General features: G+C 72.3%; 13 protein-coding genes. 7 read left to right on the top strand and 6 right to left on the bottom strand.

Annotated features, from left to right (window positions below):
• Positions 1-41: 41 nt before the first annotated feature.
• The gene (locus ND450_RS27060) at positions 42-1076 is read right to left on the bottom strand and encodes a neutral zinc metallopeptidase (protein WP_253328006.1); all 1035 of its coding nucleotides are present in this window, start codon (positions 1074-1076) and stop codon (positions 42-44) included.
• Positions 1077-1448: 372 nt separating this feature from the next.
• Between ND450_RS27060 and ND450_RS27055 the strand changes: the two genes are divergently transcribed.
• From ND450_RS27055 to nudC, 4 genes are read left to right on the top strand one after another with little or no spacing between them, the layout of a single operon-like run.
• The gene (locus ND450_RS27055; RefSeq protein WP_253321410.1) at positions 1449-3071 is read left to right on the top strand and encodes a DUF2207 domain-containing protein; all 1623 of its coding nucleotides are present in this window, start codon (positions 1449-1451) and stop codon (positions 3069-3071) included.
• A gap of 9 nt (positions 3072-3080) precedes the next feature.
• On the top strand, positions 3081-4364 hold the full coding sequence (locus ND450_RS27050) for a pitrilysin family protein (RefSeq protein ID WP_089909999.1): 1284 nt from the start codon (positions 3081-3083) through the stop codon (positions 4362-4364).
• Positions 4361-5764, top strand: coding sequence for a pitrilysin family protein (locus ND450_RS27045; RefSeq protein WP_253321409.1), 1404 nt, complete (start codon positions 4361-4363; stop codon positions 5762-5764). The genes ND450_RS27050 and ND450_RS27045 overlap by 4 nt, the downstream gene beginning before the upstream one ends.
• On the top strand, positions 5761-6720 hold the full coding sequence (nudC, locus tag ND450_RS27040) for an NAD(+) diphosphatase (protein WP_253321408.1): 960 nt from the start codon (positions 5761-5763) through the stop codon (positions 6718-6720). The genes ND450_RS27045 and nudC overlap by 4 nt, the downstream gene beginning before the upstream one ends.
• Here nudC and ND450_RS27035 read toward each other — a convergent pair.
• Complete coding sequence (locus tag ND450_RS27035) at positions 6709-7728, bottom strand: DUF2399 domain-containing protein (RefSeq protein WP_253321407.1); 1020 nt, start codon at positions 7726-7728, stop codon at positions 6709-6711. The two genes, nudC and ND450_RS27035, sit on opposite strands and share 12 nt — an antisense overlap.
• Before the next feature lie 53 nt (positions 7729-7781).
• Here ND450_RS27035 and ND450_RS27030 point away from each other — a divergent pair, with 53 nt between their 5' ends.
• The gene (locus ND450_RS27030) at positions 7782-8393 is read left to right on the top strand and encodes a TetR/AcrR family transcriptional regulator (RefSeq protein WP_253321406.1); all 612 of its coding nucleotides are present in this window, start codon (positions 7782-7784) and stop codon (positions 8391-8393) included.
• Positions 8390-9130, top strand: a complete 741-nt coding sequence (locus ND450_RS27025; protein WP_253321405.1) for a maleylpyruvate isomerase family mycothiol-dependent enzyme — start codon at positions 8390-8392, stop codon at positions 9128-9130. The genes ND450_RS27030 and ND450_RS27025 overlap by 4 nt, the downstream gene beginning before the upstream one ends.
• Before the next feature lie 91 nt (positions 9131-9221).
• On the opposite strand, the gene ND450_RS27020 is transcribed toward ND450_RS27025, so the two are convergent.
• From ND450_RS27020 to ND450_RS27010, 3 genes are read right to left on the bottom strand one after another with little or no spacing between them, the layout of a single operon-like run.
• A complete protein-coding gene (locus tag ND450_RS27020) occupies positions 9222-13274 on the bottom strand; it encodes a TIGR02680 family protein (protein ID WP_253321404.1) in 4053 nt (1350 codons plus the stop codon).
• Positions 13271-14467 (bottom strand): TIGR02678 family protein, encoded by a 1197-nt coding sequence (locus ND450_RS27015; protein WP_253321403.1) that lies wholly within the window; start codon positions 14465-14467, stop codon positions 13271-13273. The genes ND450_RS27020 and ND450_RS27015 overlap by 4 nt, the downstream gene beginning before the upstream one ends.
• Complete coding sequence (locus tag ND450_RS27010; RefSeq protein WP_253321402.1) at positions 14464-15936, bottom strand: DUF2397 domain-containing protein; 1473 nt, start codon at positions 15934-15936, stop codon at positions 14464-14466. Before ND450_RS27010 ends, ND450_RS27015 begins: the two co-directional genes overlap by 4 nt.
• Before the next feature lie 72 nt (positions 15937-16008).
• Here ND450_RS27010 and ND450_RS27005 point away from each other — a divergent pair, with 72 nt between their 5' ends.
• Positions 16009-16941: a cobalamin biosynthesis protein gene (locus tag ND450_RS27005; RefSeq protein WP_253321401.1), complete on the top strand. Its 933-nt coding sequence runs from the start codon at positions 16009-16011 to the stop codon at positions 16939-16941.
• Here ND450_RS27005 and ND450_RS27000 read toward each other — a convergent pair.
• A complete protein-coding gene (locus ND450_RS27000) occupies positions 16849-17667 on the bottom strand; it encodes an SURF1 family protein (RefSeq protein ID WP_253321400.1) in 819 nt (272 codons plus the stop codon). The two genes, ND450_RS27005 and ND450_RS27000, sit on opposite strands and share 93 nt — an antisense overlap.
• Between the last annotated feature and the right edge of the window lies 1 nt (position 17668).

Raw genomic sequence — 17668 nt, 5'->3', positions numbered from 1 at the left:
ACACGTCCCCGTACTGGAGACGCGCGGGCCGGGCGTTCGGTTCACGAGACGTCCGCGGAACTCGCCGCCCAGGTGTTGCACGCGTTGATCTTGTTCTGCTTGTGGCCGTGCATCACCCAACGTTCGTTGTTGGGCGCACTTCCGTGGTCGGGCCTGCGGTCGTAGTCACCGCGCTTGCCCGCGTCGCTCAGACCGGTGTTCACGACTTCCATCGGGATGACGTTCTTGTGCGAGAACGGCGCCAGCGTCATCCCGCCCAGGCACGTCGCCTGGAGCTCGAGCCTGCGGTTGAGCTCCAGGCCCTTCGGGGTGTCGAACCCGCCGACGTCGTACTGCGCCTGGTCGGCCGCGCGCAGCATGCCGGTCAGCCACTGGACGTGGTGGCCGTACTCGTGACTGAGCTGCCCCAGGTAGACCCCGGGGTGCCGGACGGTCGAGCCGCCCTCGTTGGCGTAGAACGTGCCGGGCCAGTAGATGACGCCCCGGCAGAACATCGCCGTCGTGTTGTTCTGCCGCGACCCGCACGGCGTCTGCACGGTGCCGGTGAACACCTGCAGCTCCGCCGGCTGGTACGGCAGGTTCGCGGCCTTGAGCGCCGGCTGCCACGCCTTCTCGATGCACGGCAGCGCGGCCTCGAGGAACCTCTTCTCGCCCGCCGGGCTGTATTCCATCCGCGGCAACGGACACGCGTCGAAGTCGTTGGCGCCGACGTTCGTGGCGAAGATCGGGTGGTCGGCGAGCTTGTAGACCGCCTTGGGGCCGGCCGGGGTCGGCTGGGTGCTCGGGGTGCGGGTCGTGGTGGGGCGGGTGGTCGTGGTGGTCGGTTCCGCGGTGGTCGACGTGTAGGTGTAGGTCGGGCTGTAGGTCGTGTAGTTCGAGTAGCCCGTGTCCTTGACCTTGCTGTTGAGGGCTGCCGCGAAGACGCCGATCGCGCCCAGGCCGAGGACGACCACTCCGCCCAGGACCAGGGCCACGATCGGGCCGCTGCCGCTGCGGCGCGGCGGAGCCATGGGGTAGGGCGGGGGTGCGTACGCGCCGGGGTGGCCGTGGCCCCACGTCGGTCGCGGAGGGGGCATGACCGGACGCGGCGGCGGCATGACCGGGTGCGGTGGGGGGAGCGGGGGACGACCGGGAGGTGGGCCATAAGGAGGAGGCGCGCCGTACGGCGGTGGCGGACCCATCGGCATGGGCGGCGGAAGCGGCGCACGGCCGGGCGGCGGCCTGTACGCGGGAGGCGCGCCGTACTGAGGTGGTGCGCCCACGGGCGGTCGACCCATCGGCGGACGCGACGGCCCCTGGACCGGGTGAGGTGCCGGCGGCGGAGCTGCCGGGCGTGGCGGCGGCCAGGTGCCCGGTGGCGGTGGTTGCGTCATCGCCGGAGATCCCCCAGATGGCGTCCGTTCGAAAGTCCGCCGGAGCATATGAGGACTCCGCTATTGTCCGCAGCCGTGTCGAAGAACTGGGGTGCGGCGATCTTCGTCGCCGTCGCGCTGACGTCCGTCACGTCTCCGGGGACGGCTGCCGGCGCGCTGGCGCAGCCCCTTCCCGGCACCGTCAGCACCGAGGTGCGGCTGAAGCTGGAGCGCGACGCCCGGCTGTCCGTCACCGAGACGGTCCAGGTGCCCGAGGGCAGGACCGTGAAGCGGACCGTCCCCTTGCGACTCGCGGTCGGCAACGACCTCGAGCGGCTGTACCAGGTCACCGACGCGAAGGTCGAGGGCAAGGGCAGCACCTCCACGGGTGACGACACCTTCACCGTCACGCTCGAAGGCACCTCCACGCTCACCTACACGGTCGTCGGCGCGGTGGCGCCGGTCGGGGACGTGCTGGAGGTGCGCTGGCAGGTCGCGGGCGGCTGGGACACCGAACTGGACAAGGTCGCGCTCTCGTTCTCCGCACCCGACTCACCGACGTCGGTGAACTGCCTCGCCGGCCCCGTCGGGTCGTCGCAGCCGTGCACGAGCGCGGACCTCGCGGACGGCAAGGGCGTGCGGGCGCAGGAGATCAAGCTCGGCGCCGGCGAACGCGTGGACGTCGCGATCGGACTGTCCGCCGGGGTCGTGCCCCCGAACGCCGTCGTGGTCGAGCAGTCCGGTCTCGCGGCCGCGTTCGCGCTCACGCCGGTCAGCGGTGCCGCGCTCGGTGCGCTGCTCGTGCTGCTGCTCGGCGGTGTGGCGCTGCTCTGGTACCTGCGCGGCCGGGACGCCGCGGCGCTCGCGAGCGAGGTCGGCGCGGTGTCCGTGCTGGTCCGCGACCAGGACGGCCGCGTCGCGTTCGCCTCGCCCGACGGGGTGCTGCCGGGCCAGGTCGGCACGGTCGTCGACGAGCACGTGGACGTGGTCGACGTCACCGCCACGGTGATCGACCTCGCCGTCCGCAACTACCTCTGGATCACCGAGACCGAGGGCCACGACTGGCAGATCGTGCGCCGCAACCCGGTCGACGACTCGTTGTCCGGGTACGAGAAGGCCGTCTGCGAAGCGCTGCTGCCGCAGGGGACCGACGCGGTGAGCGTGTCCGAGCTGCGCGGGAGGCAGATCGACCTCGCGCACGTCCGCGACCGGCTTTACGCCGACGTCGTGGAGAAGCGCTGGTTCGCGCGCCGCCCCGACGCCGAGCGGAACCTGTTCTGGTGGGCTGGAATCGCGATCGCGGTGCTCGGCGTGGCCGCCACGGTCGTGCTCGCGCTGACGGTTGGCAACGCGCTGTTCGGGCTCGCGGTCGCGGTCGGTGGCGTGGCGCTCGCGTTCGGTGCGCGGTCGATGCCCGCGCGCACCAGGCGCGGCAGCGAGTTGCTCGAACACGTCCGGGGGTTGCGCGGGTACCTCCACGGGGTGACGCCCGCGGACGTCCCCGAGGCCGACCGCGAGCTCGTGTTCTCCCGGTCGCTGCCGTACGCGGTGGTGCTCGGCGCGACCGAGCACTGGCTCTCCACGTTCGGCCAGCAGGACCTCTACTGGTACGGCAACGCCACCGACTTCCGGCGCGGCTTCCCCGCGTTCCTCGGGGCGCTCGACGGCGTGCTCGCCCAGGCGGGCCACCTGCGATCGCTCCGGGAGCCGAACCCGTAGTCTTGCTCCATGGCCTCACCCGAACTGCACAGGTTCACGTTGCCCAACGGCCTGCGGGTGGTGCTCGCCCCCGACGCCAGCGCACCGGTCGTCGGCGTCAGCGTGCACTACGACGTCGGCTTCCGCTCCGAGCCCGAAGGGCGCACCGGGTTCGCGCACCTCTTCGAACATCTGATGTTCCAGGGCAGCGAGAGCCTCGAGAAGCTGGCGCACTTCCGGCACGTGCAGTCGTCGGGCGGCACGTTCAACGGGTCCACGCACCCCGACTACACCGACTACTACCAGGTGCTGCCGAGCGCGGCCCTGGAGCGGGCGCTGTTCCTCGAAGCCGACCGCATGCGCGCGCCGAAGCTCACCGAGGAGAACCTCCGCAACCAGATCGACGTGGTGAAGGAGGAGATCCGGCTCAACGTGCTGAACCGCCCGTACGGCGGGTTCCCCTGGATCCTGCTGCCCGCGGTGCTGTTCAAGACGTTCGCCAACGCGCACAACGGCTACGGCGACTTCGTCGACCTGGAGAGCGCGACGGTCGACGACTGCGCGGAGTTCTTCGACACCTACTACAGCCCCGCCAACGCGGTGCTGACCGTGGCGGGCGACCTCGACGTCGAGGCGACGAAGGCGTTGGTGGAGAAGCACTTCGGTGACGTGCCCGCGCGGCCGAAGCCCGAGCGCCCCTCGTTCGCCGAGCCCGCCCCGCAGGGCGAGGTCCGCCACGAGCACGGCGACGCGCTGGCCCCGCTGCCCGCGATCGCGATCGGCTACCGCGTGCCGGACCCGACCACCGACATCGACGGCTACCTCGCCTACCTGGTGCTCGCCGGCGTGCTCGCGGACGGCGACAGCTCGCGCCTGCAGCAGCGCCTCGTGCACCGCGAGGGCATCGTGATCGACCTGAACGCGGGCTGCGGCCTGTTCGGCCCGCTCGAGGCGCGCGACCCGGACACGTTCAGCATCACCGCGATCCACGCCGCCGAGGTCGAGGCCGCCCAGGTCGTCGCGGCCATCGACGAGGAGCTGCAGAAGCTCGCGCAGGAGCCGCCGTCGGCCGAGGAACTCGCGAAGGTCACGGCGCGTTGGGCGTCGACCATGCACAAGGAGCACGACCGGCTCACGAACCGCACGCTGGGCCTCGGCTCCGCGGAGCTGCTGTTCGGCCGCGCCGAGCTGATCTACGAACTGCCCGAGCGGATCGCCTCGGTGACCGTCGACGAGGTGTCCGCCGCGGCCAAGGCGCTGCGTCCCGACTCCCGCGCCCTTCTTCTCGTCAAGCCCACCGGAGGAGCCCAGTGACCTCGGCAAAGACCCACCGCACCGCCGAGGAGATCGGGCGCACCGCAACGGGCCCGCGCCCGCTGCCACCTCTGGGTGAGCAGAAGGCGGCCGCGGAGCTGTCCACTGTGGACACGACGCTGTCGAACGGCCTGCGCGTCATCGCCGTCCGCCGCGCCACCGTGCCGATGGTCGAGCTGCGCCTGAGGGTCCCGTTCGCCGACCCGTCCGGCACCAGCGCCGGCTCCCAGCACTCCGCGGCGGCCGAGATCCTCGCGAACACCGTGCTGACGGGCACGTCCACCCGCTCGCGCGTCGAGATCGACACCGAGCTGGCGCTGGTCGGCGGCGAGCTCGACGCCGTGGTCGACCCGGAGCGCCTGAGCTTCACCGGCAACGCCCTGGCGAGCGGCCTCGGCACCGTGCTGGAGGTGCTGGCCGACGTTCTGACCGGCGCTGCCTACCCGGCCGACGAGGTCGAGCGCGAGCGCGCCCGCCTGGTCGAGCGCATCACGCTCGCCCGGTCGCAGCCGAGCGTCATCGCCCGTGAGGCGCTGCAGAAGCTGCTCTACGGCGACCACCCGTACGCGAAGGAGATGCCGGAGGCCGACGAGGTCGCCGCCGTCTCCCGCGAGGACGTGGTGGCCCTGCACGGCAAGGCACTGCTGCCGCGCGGTTCGGTGCTGGTCGTCGTCGGTGACGTCGAGCCCGCCGAGGCCGTGTCCCAGATCGGCGACGCCCTCGGTGCGTGGCAGGGCGACGGCGAGGCCGTCCAGCTGCCGCCGCTGCCGGAGGTGTCCGGTGGCGACGTGGCGCTGGTGCACCGCGCCGGTGCCGTGCAGTCGCAGATCCGCCTCGCCGCACAGGCGATCCCGCGCACCGACGAGCGCTACCCGGCGCTGCAGCTCGCGAACCTCGTCTACGGCGGGTTCTTCTCGTCGCGCCTGGTCGAGAACATCCGCGAGGACAAGGGCTACACCTACAGCGCCCGGTCGCACCCCGAGTTCACCGTGCACGGCGCGACGTTGCTGATCGACGCCGACACGGCGTCGGACGTGACGGCGGCGGCGCTGCTGGAGACCCGCTACGAACTGGCGCGCCTCGGCCTCGTGCCGCCGTCGGAGTCCGAAGTGGACACCGCGCGCAGCTACGCCGTCGGCACGTTGCTCACCAGCACGTCCTCGCAGGGCGGCCTGGCGTCGTTCCTCGTGAACCTCGTCGCGCTGGGCCTCGGCCTCGACTGGCTGGTCGCGCACCCGCAGCGACTGGCGGCCGTCACGCCCGAGCAGGTGGCCGCGGCCGCGCTGGAGTTCTTCGCGCCGGCCAACTTCACCGGTGTGCTCGTCGGTGACGCCGACCTGCTCAAGCCGAAGCTGTCCGCGCTGGGTGGGATCGATTTCGGCGGGGTCTCGTTCCAGTGAGCTTCGACCTGATCGGGCTGCCGGCGCTGTCGCGGTCCGCGATCGACCGGGGCGAGCCGTTGCGCGGCGACGACGAGAAGCTCGCCGCGCTCTGGCCCAAGGCCCGGATGATCGTCGTGGACACGCGCGGCCGCACCCTGGTCGCCGACCGCGGCACGAGGCTCGCCGACCGGCCGGCCGTCGAGTTCGGCGACCTGCCCCCGGTCAACGCCGTCCTGCTGGGTGAGCAGGACGGCGTGGCGTACTTCGCCGTGCTGATGCCCGCCGAGGAGGGCGAGGCGACGCCGCCGAGCCGCGCCTGGGGCCCGCCCGAGCTCACGGACGAGCCGCAGTGGCTCGACCTGCGCCAGGCGGGCGCGACGCTGGACGACACGTCGGCGGGGCTGTTCACGACGGCCGCCGCGCTGTTCCAGTGGCACCGCCTCGGCAAGTACTGCGCGAAGTGCGGCGCCAGGACCGTGCTGGAGAAGTCCGGCTGGACGTCGGTCTGCTCGGGCTGCGGGCGCGAGGAGTACCCGCGCACCGACGCGGCCGTGATCTGCCTCGTGCACGACGGCGCGGACCAGGTGCTCGTCGCGCGCGGCCCGGAATGGCCCGAGGGCCGGTTCTCCGTGCTCGCCGGGTTCGTCGAGGCCGGCGAGTCGCTGGAGGCCTGCGTGGCGCGGGAGATCTGCGAGGAGGTCGGCGTCACCGTCCGGGACATCCGCTACCTCGGCTCGCAGCCGTGGCCGTTCCCCCGGTCGCTGATGATCGGGTTCGAGGCCGTGGCCGACCCCGCCGACCCGCTGACGCTCGCCGAGGGCGAGATCGCGGAGGCGAAGTGGGTGTCGCGGGCCGACGTGCGGCGGTCGATCGAGGAACCGGGCAGCGTTCCGGGCCTCGGGCTCGCCGGTGGCGCGTCGATCGCGTTCCGGATGTTGCAGAGCTGGTCGGGCGCCGGTCAGTCAGAGCAGTGACGGCAGCACGTGCTCCTCGGTGACCACGAGCCCGGTCGTGGCCATGGTCCCGGCGAGCGCGGGGTCCCAGCTCGCCTCCACCGGGCGGCTGTTCAGCGTCGGCAGTTCCACGCCGCGGGCGATCAGCGTGGCCACGGCGTCGCGGTAGTCCTGCGCTGACATCCGCCACGCCGTGCCGCCGGTCCAGGCGAGCACCTCGTTGGCGACGCGGAGGCCGTCCGGGGTGAAGTCGTTGTGGCACTTCACCGTCTTGCCGTCGAGGTGGTGCTTCGCCTGCGGCGTCAGGCCGTGGGGGAGCACCACCACCGGGCCGGGCAGGCCTGACTCGAGCAGGCGCGGGCTGCGGACGACGGTGACCTCCTGTGCTTCCAGGGTGTCGTTCAGCGTCAGGTAGCCCTGCGAGGTGAGGACGGGGTCGCTGTAGGCGTCGGGCAGCACACCCGCGCGCTCCCAGTCGAGCCCGGCCAGCGCCAGTGCTTTGTGGACGATCCGGGTGAGCGGGCGGCCGTCGTCGAGGTCGTTGCCCGCCAACGCGAACCGCGTGGTCCAGCGGCGGGGCTCGGGGTGCAGCCGCGCGAGGATCGACGCGGCCTGGTTCGCGATCATCGGCAGAGCGGGCTGCGGGATCTTGCCGTACCGGCGGACGTGGTCGATCCACTCGGCGGCCCACGGGCGGGACAGCAACCCGTTCTCGCGCAACGCGAACTTCAGCACGGCGTCCGCCGTAGAGGCCTCTTCGGAGGTGGACATGCCGATCGGCTTGCCGTGCACCGATTCCAGCACCTCGGGCAACGTGCTGCCGTGCGCGCGGAGGTGCTCGTCCAGGCGTGCCAGCGAGATCTGCCGGCGGGCCGGGTGCGCGATGGGCTTGCGCAGGAGTTCACCGAGGACGGCCGCGGTGCCCGCGTCCTCGACGCGGAAGCTGAACGCCGACCGGCCGCCGCCCTCCATCGTCTCGCGGGCGAGGCGCCAGAAGTCGGCCAGCTCGGGGCGCTCGTACTCGGTCACCGCACCAACCTAGGCCTTGACAGAACTCGCCGTTGAGCGGAGTCTGCCTAACCATGAGCGCCGCGCCTAATCGTGATAGGCAAGCCGAACGCCGTGAGGCGACCCGCCGGGAGATCGTCGACGCCGCGTGGGAGATCGCACGCCGCGACGGCCTGGCCGCCGTCACGTTGCGCGAGGTCGCGGCCATGATCGGCATGCGGTCGCCGTCGCTGTACTCGCACTTCGACTCGAAGAACGCGATCTACGACGCCATGTTCGGGCAGGCCTGGACCGTCTACCTGGACGAGATGAGGCAGCACGACCTGCCCGCGGCGCCGAGGGAGGCGTTGCTCGCGATCGCCGAGCACTTCTTCGCCTTCTCGATCACCGACGTCGCCCGCTACCAGCTGCTGAACCAGCGCTCGATCCCCGGTTTCGTCCCGTCCGAGGCCGCCTACGCGCCGTCGGTCGAGGTCATCGGCCTGCTGCACGAGACGTTCGACCGGCTCGGCGTCCCCGACCGCGCCGACGCCGACCTCTTCCTCGCCCTGTGCGGAGGCCTGCTCGAACGGCAGCTCGCGAACGAGCCCGGCGGCGACCGCTGGACCCGCCAGCTGCCCCGCGTGATCGACATGTTCGCCGACGAGGTCGGCCTGCCAGGACCGTCCCTGAGGAGCTCCCGATGACCACAGCACTCGCCGCCAGACCCCGAACGTCACCGTTGGACCGCGCGGTCGCGATGCGTCTCGCCGCGACCGAGTACGACCGCGTCGCCGCCCTGCTCGCCGCCCTCGCCCCGCACGACTGGGACAAGCCGACCTCGTGCCCGGGATGGGACGTGCGCGCGATGGCCACGCACGTCCTCGGCATGGCCGAGATGTCCGCGTCGATGCGCGAGGGCCTGCGCCAGGCCAGGGCCGCCCAGGCCCGCGACGGCGTGTTCATCGACGAGCTGACCGCCCTGCAGGTGGACGAACGCGCCGGCCTGACCCCGGCCGCCATCGTCGCCCGGTTCGCCGAGGTGGCCCCGAAGGCCGCGAAAGCGCGCCGCCGCATGCCGCGTTTCGTGCGTGCGCGCCGAATGCCCGGAACCCAGCACGTGAACGGGCGCGACGAGACGTGGACGCTCGGGTTCCTCTCCGACGTGATCATGACCCGCGACCCGTGGATGCACCGCACCGACCTCGCCCGGGCCACCGGGGCCGCGTTGGAGCTGACGGCCGAGCACGACGGTGTGCTGGTCGACGACGTGGTGCGCGAGTGGTTCGACCGGGTCGGCCGGGTGGTGTCGCTGCGGCTGACCGGGCCCGCGGGCGGGGTGTGGGGCGACGGGGAGCCGGAGGTGGAGCTCGACGCGGTCGAATTCTGCCGGGCGCTCGCGGGGCGTGGGGTCGCGCCGCTGGGCACCGAGGTGCCGTTCTGAGTGGTCACGGTGACCGTCGGCGGTGGGAGCACGTCCGCACCGCCGCGGCACACCGGCGTTCGGCTAGGGCCGCGGCGGAGTCTCCCGCCCGTCAGGGGTCGATGCGGTCCAGCGCCGCCCCGTCCCACGTCGTCTGCGTGCACGCCACACCCCGGCCGTTCTTCGGCCGCAGCACGTCGTAGATGTGCATGCGCGGGATCTTGTCCGACACGCCCCAGCCGGACGGCCAGGTGATCACCCAGTCCATGTCGAGGTCGACCAGCAGGCCCAGCATGCGCGCGATGGTCGGGTCGTCGAGGCGTTCGAAGGCCTCGTCGAGCAGCACCAGGCGGAGTGGGTCGAACTCGTCGCTCACGGCGTCGTAGAAGCTCGCGGCGGCCGCGAACAGCGTCACGTACGAGATCAGGCGGGTCTCGCCGGACGACAGCTGCTTGAGGCGCCGTTCGCGCGGGCCGCCGTCCGGGCCCGTGTCGGCGACGGTCACGGTGAACTGGTGCCACGTGCGGTAGTCGAGGGCGCGGGACAGGATCTCGGCGTAGCCGCCGGAGTGCGTGTCGCGCTCGTTCTCGATCCGCTCGGTGAAGACGCGGCGCAGCGTGGCGTCCTGCTCGGGGGTGCGTTCGCCGAACGGCAGGCGCACCAGCGCAAGCGCTTGCCGCGTCGCGTCGTCCAGCGCGCTCGACGACTTCCAGGCCAGCTTGACGTGCACGCCCTGGCTGGAGCGGGCCTGGCCGAGCACCTCGTTCATGCGCTTGGTCAGGTCCTCCGCGACGGTGATCTGGCCGCGCAGCCACTCGGCCAGGTCGCGGATCAGGTAGTCGGCGAAGATGCCCTGGTACTGCTCGTCGAGGAACCCGCGCTGCTCGGCCAGTTTCGTCGTCACGGTGCGGGCGGCGACGGCGACGGGCTTCGCGCCCTCCTCGCCGGTCACGGTGACGGTGAGCAGGCCCGCGTGCTGTTCGGCGGCGATGTCGTGGCTGCCCGCCAGGGAGGTCTGCAACGCCTGGAGCTTCGCGATCACGGTGGCCTCGGTGCCGCCGCGGCGGTCGGGGGTCTCCGCGATCAGGGCGCGGACCGAGGCCTCGTCGGACGCACCGTCGTGGTCCGGGAACGCGGCCACCACCAGGCCCGGCGCGCGGACCGTGGCGCCGAAGTTCGCGGACGCCCGCGCGAGCGCCTCCTCGGACTCGGCGACCTGCGTGGAGTTGGTCTCCAGCAACGCTTCCAGCTTCGCCGCCTGCTCGCGCGCGGTCGTGATGCTCTCCCGCACGCCCTTGAGGTCCTCGCGCATCTTCTTGCGCGACTTCTCCAGCGACGTGAGCTGCTCGCTGATCTCCTTGGCCTCGCCGCCGACGGCGTCGGTCAGCTCGGCCAGTGTTCCTGCCTGGGCGGCGTGGTCGACGCAGCGGCTGTCGGCGTCGGCCTCGGCGGTCCGCCGGTCGGCGACGGCCTCGTGGTAGCGGTGCGAGGCGTCCGTGAGGTCGGAGATCGTGCCCTGGCACCGCCTCTTCACCGCGTCCCCGAGCAGGTCGGCGGTCCGCTGGGCGTCCCCGGCGGCCGCGCGGGCCTGGCGGAGCGCCTCGGTGTCCGGCGGCAGCCCGGCGTCCCCGGCCTGGCGGGTCAGTTCCGACCTCGCCGCCTCCAGCCGGGACTGCGCGTCCTCCAACGCCTCCCGCAGCTCGAACGTGCGTTGCCGCGCGCGCACCGCCGACTCCTCGGCGGCCTGGACGCGGCTGTGCTTCGCGATCAGCTCGCCGTCGCCGGGGAACGCCGCGAGGTGCGCCTCCCACGTGGCGACGTGCTCGTGGGCGCGCGCCAGTTCGTCTTCCGCGGTGCCGAGCCGGGCCCGCAGGTCGGCCAGTTCCTCTTCCAGGGCGGCGATGCGACGGCCACGCGCCGCCTGCCGGGCGCCCGCGCCGATGAACTCGGCCTCGGGCTTGGTGAAGCGGCCGGTCAGCACGCCGGAGCGCCAGACGCCGTCCGTGGTGAGGCTCAGCGTGTCCTGGTCGTCCAGCGACACCGCGCGCAGCAGGTCCGCGACGAACCCCTCCGGCACCGGCGAGCCCTCGACCGCGGGCACGAGCACGTCCGCGAGGGTGCGGCCGCCGACCGGGGAGCTCGCGACGGCCAGCACGTCGTTCAGCTCGGTGTCGGCCAGCGTGACCCAGGCGTCGAGCAGGCCGCTCGCCTGCAACGCCGCCTCCAGCCCGGCCCGTTCCTCGTCGGTGAGCGACGGCGCGAAGTCCACGAGCCGGTAGAACGGCGCGCCCTGAGAGGCATCGCGGTTCGCTGACACATACCGGCCCGGCGCCGGCACGCGCTCGTTGCCGGAACGCAGACCGACGAGCTCCTCGTCCAGCGCGTCGAGGCGGGCGCGCAGGTCGGCACGCTGCTGGGCGAACGCGTGCGCGGCGTCGCGGGCCGTCTGCACGAGCGGCCCCGCCCACTCGCGGGCGGCGGTGCTCAACGTCCTCGCGGCGGCTGGGTCGGCGGTCCGCGGCAGCTCCAACGCCTCCGCCGGGCGCTCGTCGAGCAACGGGCCGCTCGACGTCCACACCTCGACCTGCTCCAGCCAGGCCTGCACGACCTCGGCCAGCTCCTGCGCCTCCTGGTTGCGCAGCGACGTCGACTCGGTCGCGCCGAGCTGGGCGTCACGGGCCTTCTGCCGCAACGACTCCACCTCGCGCTGCTGCGCGTCCAGCGCCAGCGCCTGCTCGTGCAGCGCCATCGCGAGCGCACCTCGCTGGCGTGCAAGGGAAGCGATGCCCGCGGTCTGGTCGGTCACCGACGCCAGCGCGGTCAGCACGTCCTCGGTCGCGGCGGCGGGAGGCACGCGGCGTTCGATCGGCAGCGGTCCCGCCTCGGGATCCGGCTTGGCGCGCACGGAGTCCGTGGTCACCGCGGCCTCGGCGGCCGGGACCTGCGGCACGTCCGGCGCGAGGTCCGGGTCCATGCCCGCGAGGCGCAGGTTCTCGCGCAACGGCTCGCTCAGCGCGTCGGCGGCCTGGAGGTCCTCCGCGAGGCGCTTCAGCAGGCGCAGCACGGTGTCGACGGCCGCGTCCTCCTGCGCGCGCTGCCGGTGGGCCGTCTCCAGGGCCGCGACGGCGGAGGAACGCATCTGCGCCACCAGGTTCTCGCGCGTCTTGAGGTCCTGCAGGTCGCGGAACGCCGGCAGCTCCTTCAGCGCCGCGATCGTCTCCTCGGCCTGCTGCTCCCCGGTCTCCATGTCGACCAGCGCCTGCTCGGACGCGGAGCGCTCCACGCGCGTGAGGTCGAGCTCCTGGGAGAGCTTCGCCTGCTCGCGCCGCAGCTTCGCCACCGACTTCTCGGCGGACTCCAGCCGTTCGGACGCGCCGCGCAGCCCGCCGAACGCGTAGTCCCGGTAGGTCTTGAGGAACGTCGACAGCGCACTGTCCGCAGAGGACAGTCGCACGATGTTCTCGCGGATCGACTCCAGGTCGTCGAACGACGTCGCGAGCTGCTCGACCATCGCCTGGTCGAGCGGCGGCAGGGCGTCGGACAGGATCTGTTCGAGCTGGCCCTCCAGCACCTTCAGGCCGACGTCCGGGTTGCGCAGCGTCCGCTGGAGGTGCAGCAGGTCGCCGTACCGCGCCGCGGGCACGCCGTAGACGGTCTCGGCGATCTTCGCGCGGAACGCCGGCTCCTCGAACATGCAGTCCGCGCCGATGAGGTCGCGCAGCTGCGCCGGGCCGTGCGGGACGCGTTCCGGGCCCGCGAGCTGCAGTTCCGCGCCGACGCGCTGGGGTGTGACGAACCGCCACGAGTCCGTGATGGCCTGCGAGGTCTTCGACGCCTTCACGCCGAGACCGCACGTCAGGTACTCGTTGCCGCTGTGGTCGGCGGCCTCGCGGATCAGCTCGACCCACGCGTAGCCGATGCGGTTCGGGCCGCCGTCGTAGTCGTCCAGCATGAGGCGCCGCAGGCTGACGGTGTCGAAGCCCTTCGAGCCGAGCTGGCGCAGGTCGCCGTCGAGGCACAGCGGGAGCAGCAGCTCGAGCGTGCGGGACTTGCCGGACCCGTTGGTGCCCTGGAAGATCGCGCGGCCACCGGAGAAGTCGAACGTCTGCTCGGTGTACTGCCAGATGTTGACCACGCCGCCGCGGTGCAGCCGCCACCTGCTCATGAAACGTTCTCCTCGTCGAACAGGGACCAGCTCGGTACTTCTTGCACCACAACGGGTTCGGGTTGTTGTTCTCGTTCGGGATCGCCGTCGGGGGACGGCAGCCAGCGGTGCGCGGCCGCGCTGATCGACCAGGCACCGTCCTCGGTGCGCGCGGCCAAGCCCATGCGGCGCAACAACTCCGTCACCTCGGCGACCAGCCGGTCGAGGTCGTCGGTGAACTGCTTCGACCACGCCGCGGGGTAGTCCTCGACCAGCCCGGCGCAGACCTCGCGCAGGCGTTCGGTGGTGACCACGTACCGGGCCGGCGCGTCCTCGTCCTCGCCGTCGAGCAGGTCCGGCAGCGCCAGCAACGTGATGCGCGCGACCGTCGAGACGCCGGGGAACGAGAGGTCGGTCAGGAAGTCCTCGGGGTCGGCGGCCAGCACGCCCTCGACGCGGCACTCGGTGTGCAGGCCGAAGGCCTGCTCCAGCAACGCCGTCTCCTTGCGCTGGTTGCGCCGCAACCAGTCCGCCTGCTCGTCCCGCAGGTCCGCGTAGAGCACCAGCGGCGTCTCGACGAGCCTGCGCCGCACGGCGTGCTCGATGCCGCGCGGACCGGGGCGCGCGGCCAGTTCGACGAGGTGGGCGGGGCTCTGCGCCTCGCCGACCGGGCCCGTCACGAGCTGGCCCAGCAGGTCGGTGTCGATCGTGATCAGGGCTTCCTGGGGCAGCACGTCCTGCGCGACCGAGCCCTCGGTCTCGTGCAGCACTCCCAGGGAGACGAGGTGCCGGAGCGCCGCGGTGAGCGCACGCCGTTCGGAGATGTCGTCCGGCGCGTCGATGCCCGCTTCCACCGCGGCGGAACGGATGTCGGCCACGAGCCGGGACAGCAGGGTCTGCCGTCCGATGCCGGTGAGCACCGCGAGGGTCAGCGCCAGGTACGCGTAGCCGCGCGGGGACATGCTGAGCACTCCGCGCGTGTCGTCGTTGCCGGGGCCCGACTTGTACAGGCGCGCGAACCGCCGTTCGACGACGAGCCGGTAGCCGAGCAGACCGGCGAACAGGTCCTGCAACGTCGCCCGGTGCCGGTAGACGAGGCCGAGCAGCTCCCCGTCGGGACCGTCGGAACGCAGCAAAGGCCTGCGCAGCAACGTTCGCGCGCACCGCACCACGTTGGCGGCGTCGATGTCGGAGAGGGTGTCCAAGTGGTTCATCGCTTCAGTGCCACCGTCGCGTCGTGCAGGGTGAGGGTGCCGGCGGCCGACCTGATCTGCGTCGTGGTGCCGTGGGCGATCTCGAGTTTGAGGCCGCGCACGGGGTCGCTCGCGGAGCCGCTGTCGTTCGGCGAGTCGCGCTGGGCCATCGCGAGCGTCAGCAGCTCGCAGAAGACCTCCAACGCGCCGTGCGTGAGCGTCGTGTTCTCCAGGTTCCCGGCGGCCTGCGTCAGCTCGGCGACGTGCCGCGCGCGGATCTCGTCCGCCTCACGGGCCTCCGCCAGCAGCGACTGCTCGGTCATCGGGTCGTCGAGGATCCGCGACGGTCTGCCGCGCCCGCCGCGGTCGCCCCGCGTGCGGACGCTCACGGTGACGTCGCAGACCGGGCCGTCGCGCCACGGCGTGCGCTCGTTGTCCGAGTCGTGCTCGGGCGCGGGGGAGAGGTGCCGGGCGCTGTAGAGACCGAACGCCGAGGCGTAGATCTCGTGCGCCTCCTCGCGCGTGGAGTTGTCGAACCAGGCCGCGAGCTTCAGCAGTTCGGCACGGCGTCCGGGGAGCAGGCCACCGCCGGAGGTCGCGCGCTTCACGCTCGCCAGCAGGCTGCCGATGGCGCGGGCGGTGGCCTCGCGCAACGCCGTGACCTGCGATGGGCGGCCGGGGCGGTCGACGAACCAGTCCGTCAGCTCCTGCCAGTCCTCCGGCGTGCGGCCGCGGGCGCGTTCGACGTTCTGGCCGAGGTCGGTGCCGAGGAGCCGGAGCAGTTCGGCGCGGGCCCTCGTGAGGCCGGCGAGGGCCGTGGCGATCGGGGGCGTGAACTTGAGGACGTCCTCGACGACCCGCTGGATGTACTCGACCAGCAGGTTCCGGAAGCCCGCGATCTCCTCGGGCGCCAGGTGGTTCCGCGTGACGACCTGGCCGAGGTAGGCGTAGAAGTCGCGGACCGTCGCCGCGAGCTCGGCGTGCTGCAGGAACAGCGTGGTGACGCGTTCGGCCAGCAGCTCCTTGGTGCGGTCGCCCTCGTTGAGCAGCGCGACGCTCAGGGACCCGCCCAGCTCGTTGAGGCCGCGTTCGATCGCGGGGAGCAGCTCGCGGGAGACCTCGCGGGCGCCCTCGGGGACCCGCAGCAGCTCGTCGACGTCGCGCTGGACGCGGACGGCGAGCTTGGAGACCTGGTAGCGGACGCTGCCGTGCTGGAACTCGGCGATGCTGGCCGCGACTACCTCGCGCCGGCCCTGGACGAGGTTGCCCCACTCGACCAGCTGCCGGAGGCGGTTGATGACGTTCTCGATGCGCGACTCGCCCTGCTCGACGCGGCCCTCGCGCTCCTGCCCGGCCAGTGCTCCGGCGACCTCGCCCGCAGACAGGTCGGCCAGCAGCGTGGAGGTGAACAGGCGCATGATCGCCAGGTACGTGCGCTGATGATCGCGCGCGTCCAGATAGGCGTACAGCTTCAGCCGCTTGTGCTCCACGACCGGCCACCCTAATGCGCGCGCCGGGGCGACGCGGCGCTACCGTGCCTTCGACGAACTGGGGAGGAAGCCGTGGGTGCGGGTCGCGCGTTGGGGTTGTTGCTGGGCGTGGCGGCGGACGCGGTGTTCGGTGATCCACGCCGATTTCACCCGGTAGCGGCATTCGGGACGTCCGCGGCGGCCCTGGAGAAGCGCCTTTACGCGAACTCCGAGGCGGCCGGTGCGGCGTACACGGCCGTGCTCGTCGGTGGGACCGTGGCGCTCGGTGTGGCCGTGGAACGGGCCACACGCCGCAACTGGCTGACGCAGGCCCTCGCGACCGGCGCGGCGACGTGGGTGGTGCTCGGCGGTCACTCGCTGGCCACCGAGGGCACGTCGATGGGCCGCGAACTCGCCGACGGTGATCTCGACGCGGCTCGGACGCGCCTGCCCAACCTGTGCGGCCGCGACGCCGCCCGCCTCGACACGACGGGCCTGGCGCGCGCGACCGTGGAGTCCGTGGCCGAGAACACGTCGGACGCCGTCGTTGCCCCGCTGTTCTGGGGCGCCGTCTCGGGCGTGCCGGGGCTGCTGGCGTACCGCGCGGCCAACACCCTGGACGCGATGGTCGGCCACAAGTCCCCTCGCTACCTGCGCTTCGGCTGGGCCTCGGCGCGGCTGGACGACCTGCTGAACCTCATCCCGTCGCGGCTGGCGGCGTTGCTGACGGTCGGCGGCGCCCCGGTCGTCGGCGGCTCGGCCCCGCAGGCCCTCGAGACCTGGCGCCGCGACGCGGCCGCGCACCCGTCCCCCAACGCGGGCCAGGTGGAAGCGGCCTTCGCGGGCGCCCTGGAGATCAGGCTCGGCGGCCGCACCGCCTACTCACACGGCGTCGAGGAACGCCCGGTGCTCGGCCACGGCCGCAACCCGGACTCAGGTCACGTGACGCGAGCCGTGGAGCTGTCCCGCGTCGTCGGCTTCGGCGCGGGCCTGGTCAGCGCCTTCATCGCCCTCTTCCGCAAGTAGCTCGGCGATCGACTTCTTCTTCGTGCGGCCCTCGTAGAGCACGCCACCAGGCCGTGCCTCGCGGATCGTGAAGTACAGCCAGCCACCGACCGCCATCACCCCGAACGCGATCCACTGCAGCGCGTAGGAGAAGAACGGCCCGGACTCGAGCCGGGGCAGCGGCAGCGTGTCGAGCGCGCCCGGCTGGTTCTCGATCAGCTGGTAGTAGCCGGGCTCGATGTTCTCGCCGACGGCCTTGTTGTTGATCGAGTAGATCTGCTTGCGGCCGTCCTGCTGGAACGCCGGCTGCTCGTTCGACTCGTTGGGCCTGGCCAGCCCGATGAGCGTGACCTCGTTCGTGGGGGGCGCTGCGAAGTCCGGCGGCTTGATTCCGTTGACCGGCCGCACGTACCCGCGGTCGATCAGGATCCGGTGGCCCGTGGTGGTCTCGAACGGCGTGATGACCTCGAACGCCGCCTCGCCCTGAACGGTCCTCAGTCGTGCGAGCGCTTCCAGTTCCGGCAGGTAGCGGCCCTTGATCTCGACCTTCTGCCACTCGTCGTGCCGCGCGCCGAACGGGGCCGGGTCGCTCTTCAGCGACTTGGTGATGGCGGAGTTCTGCTGCTGCCGTTCGTCGTTGCGGCCGAACTGCCACGGCGACAGGAAGTAGATGCAGGCACCCGCGAACACCCAGACGGCCAGGGTCAGCGCCAGCCAGCCCGGCTTGAAGAGGAACTTGAACCGCACG

The organism is Lentzea sp. HUAS12 (genome assembly GCF_024125735.1).
Classification (GTDB): Bacteria; Actinomycetota; Actinomycetes; order Mycobacteriales; family Pseudonocardiaceae; genus Lentzea; species Lentzea albida.
This window is presented reverse-complemented; position numbering and strand designations above follow the sequence as displayed.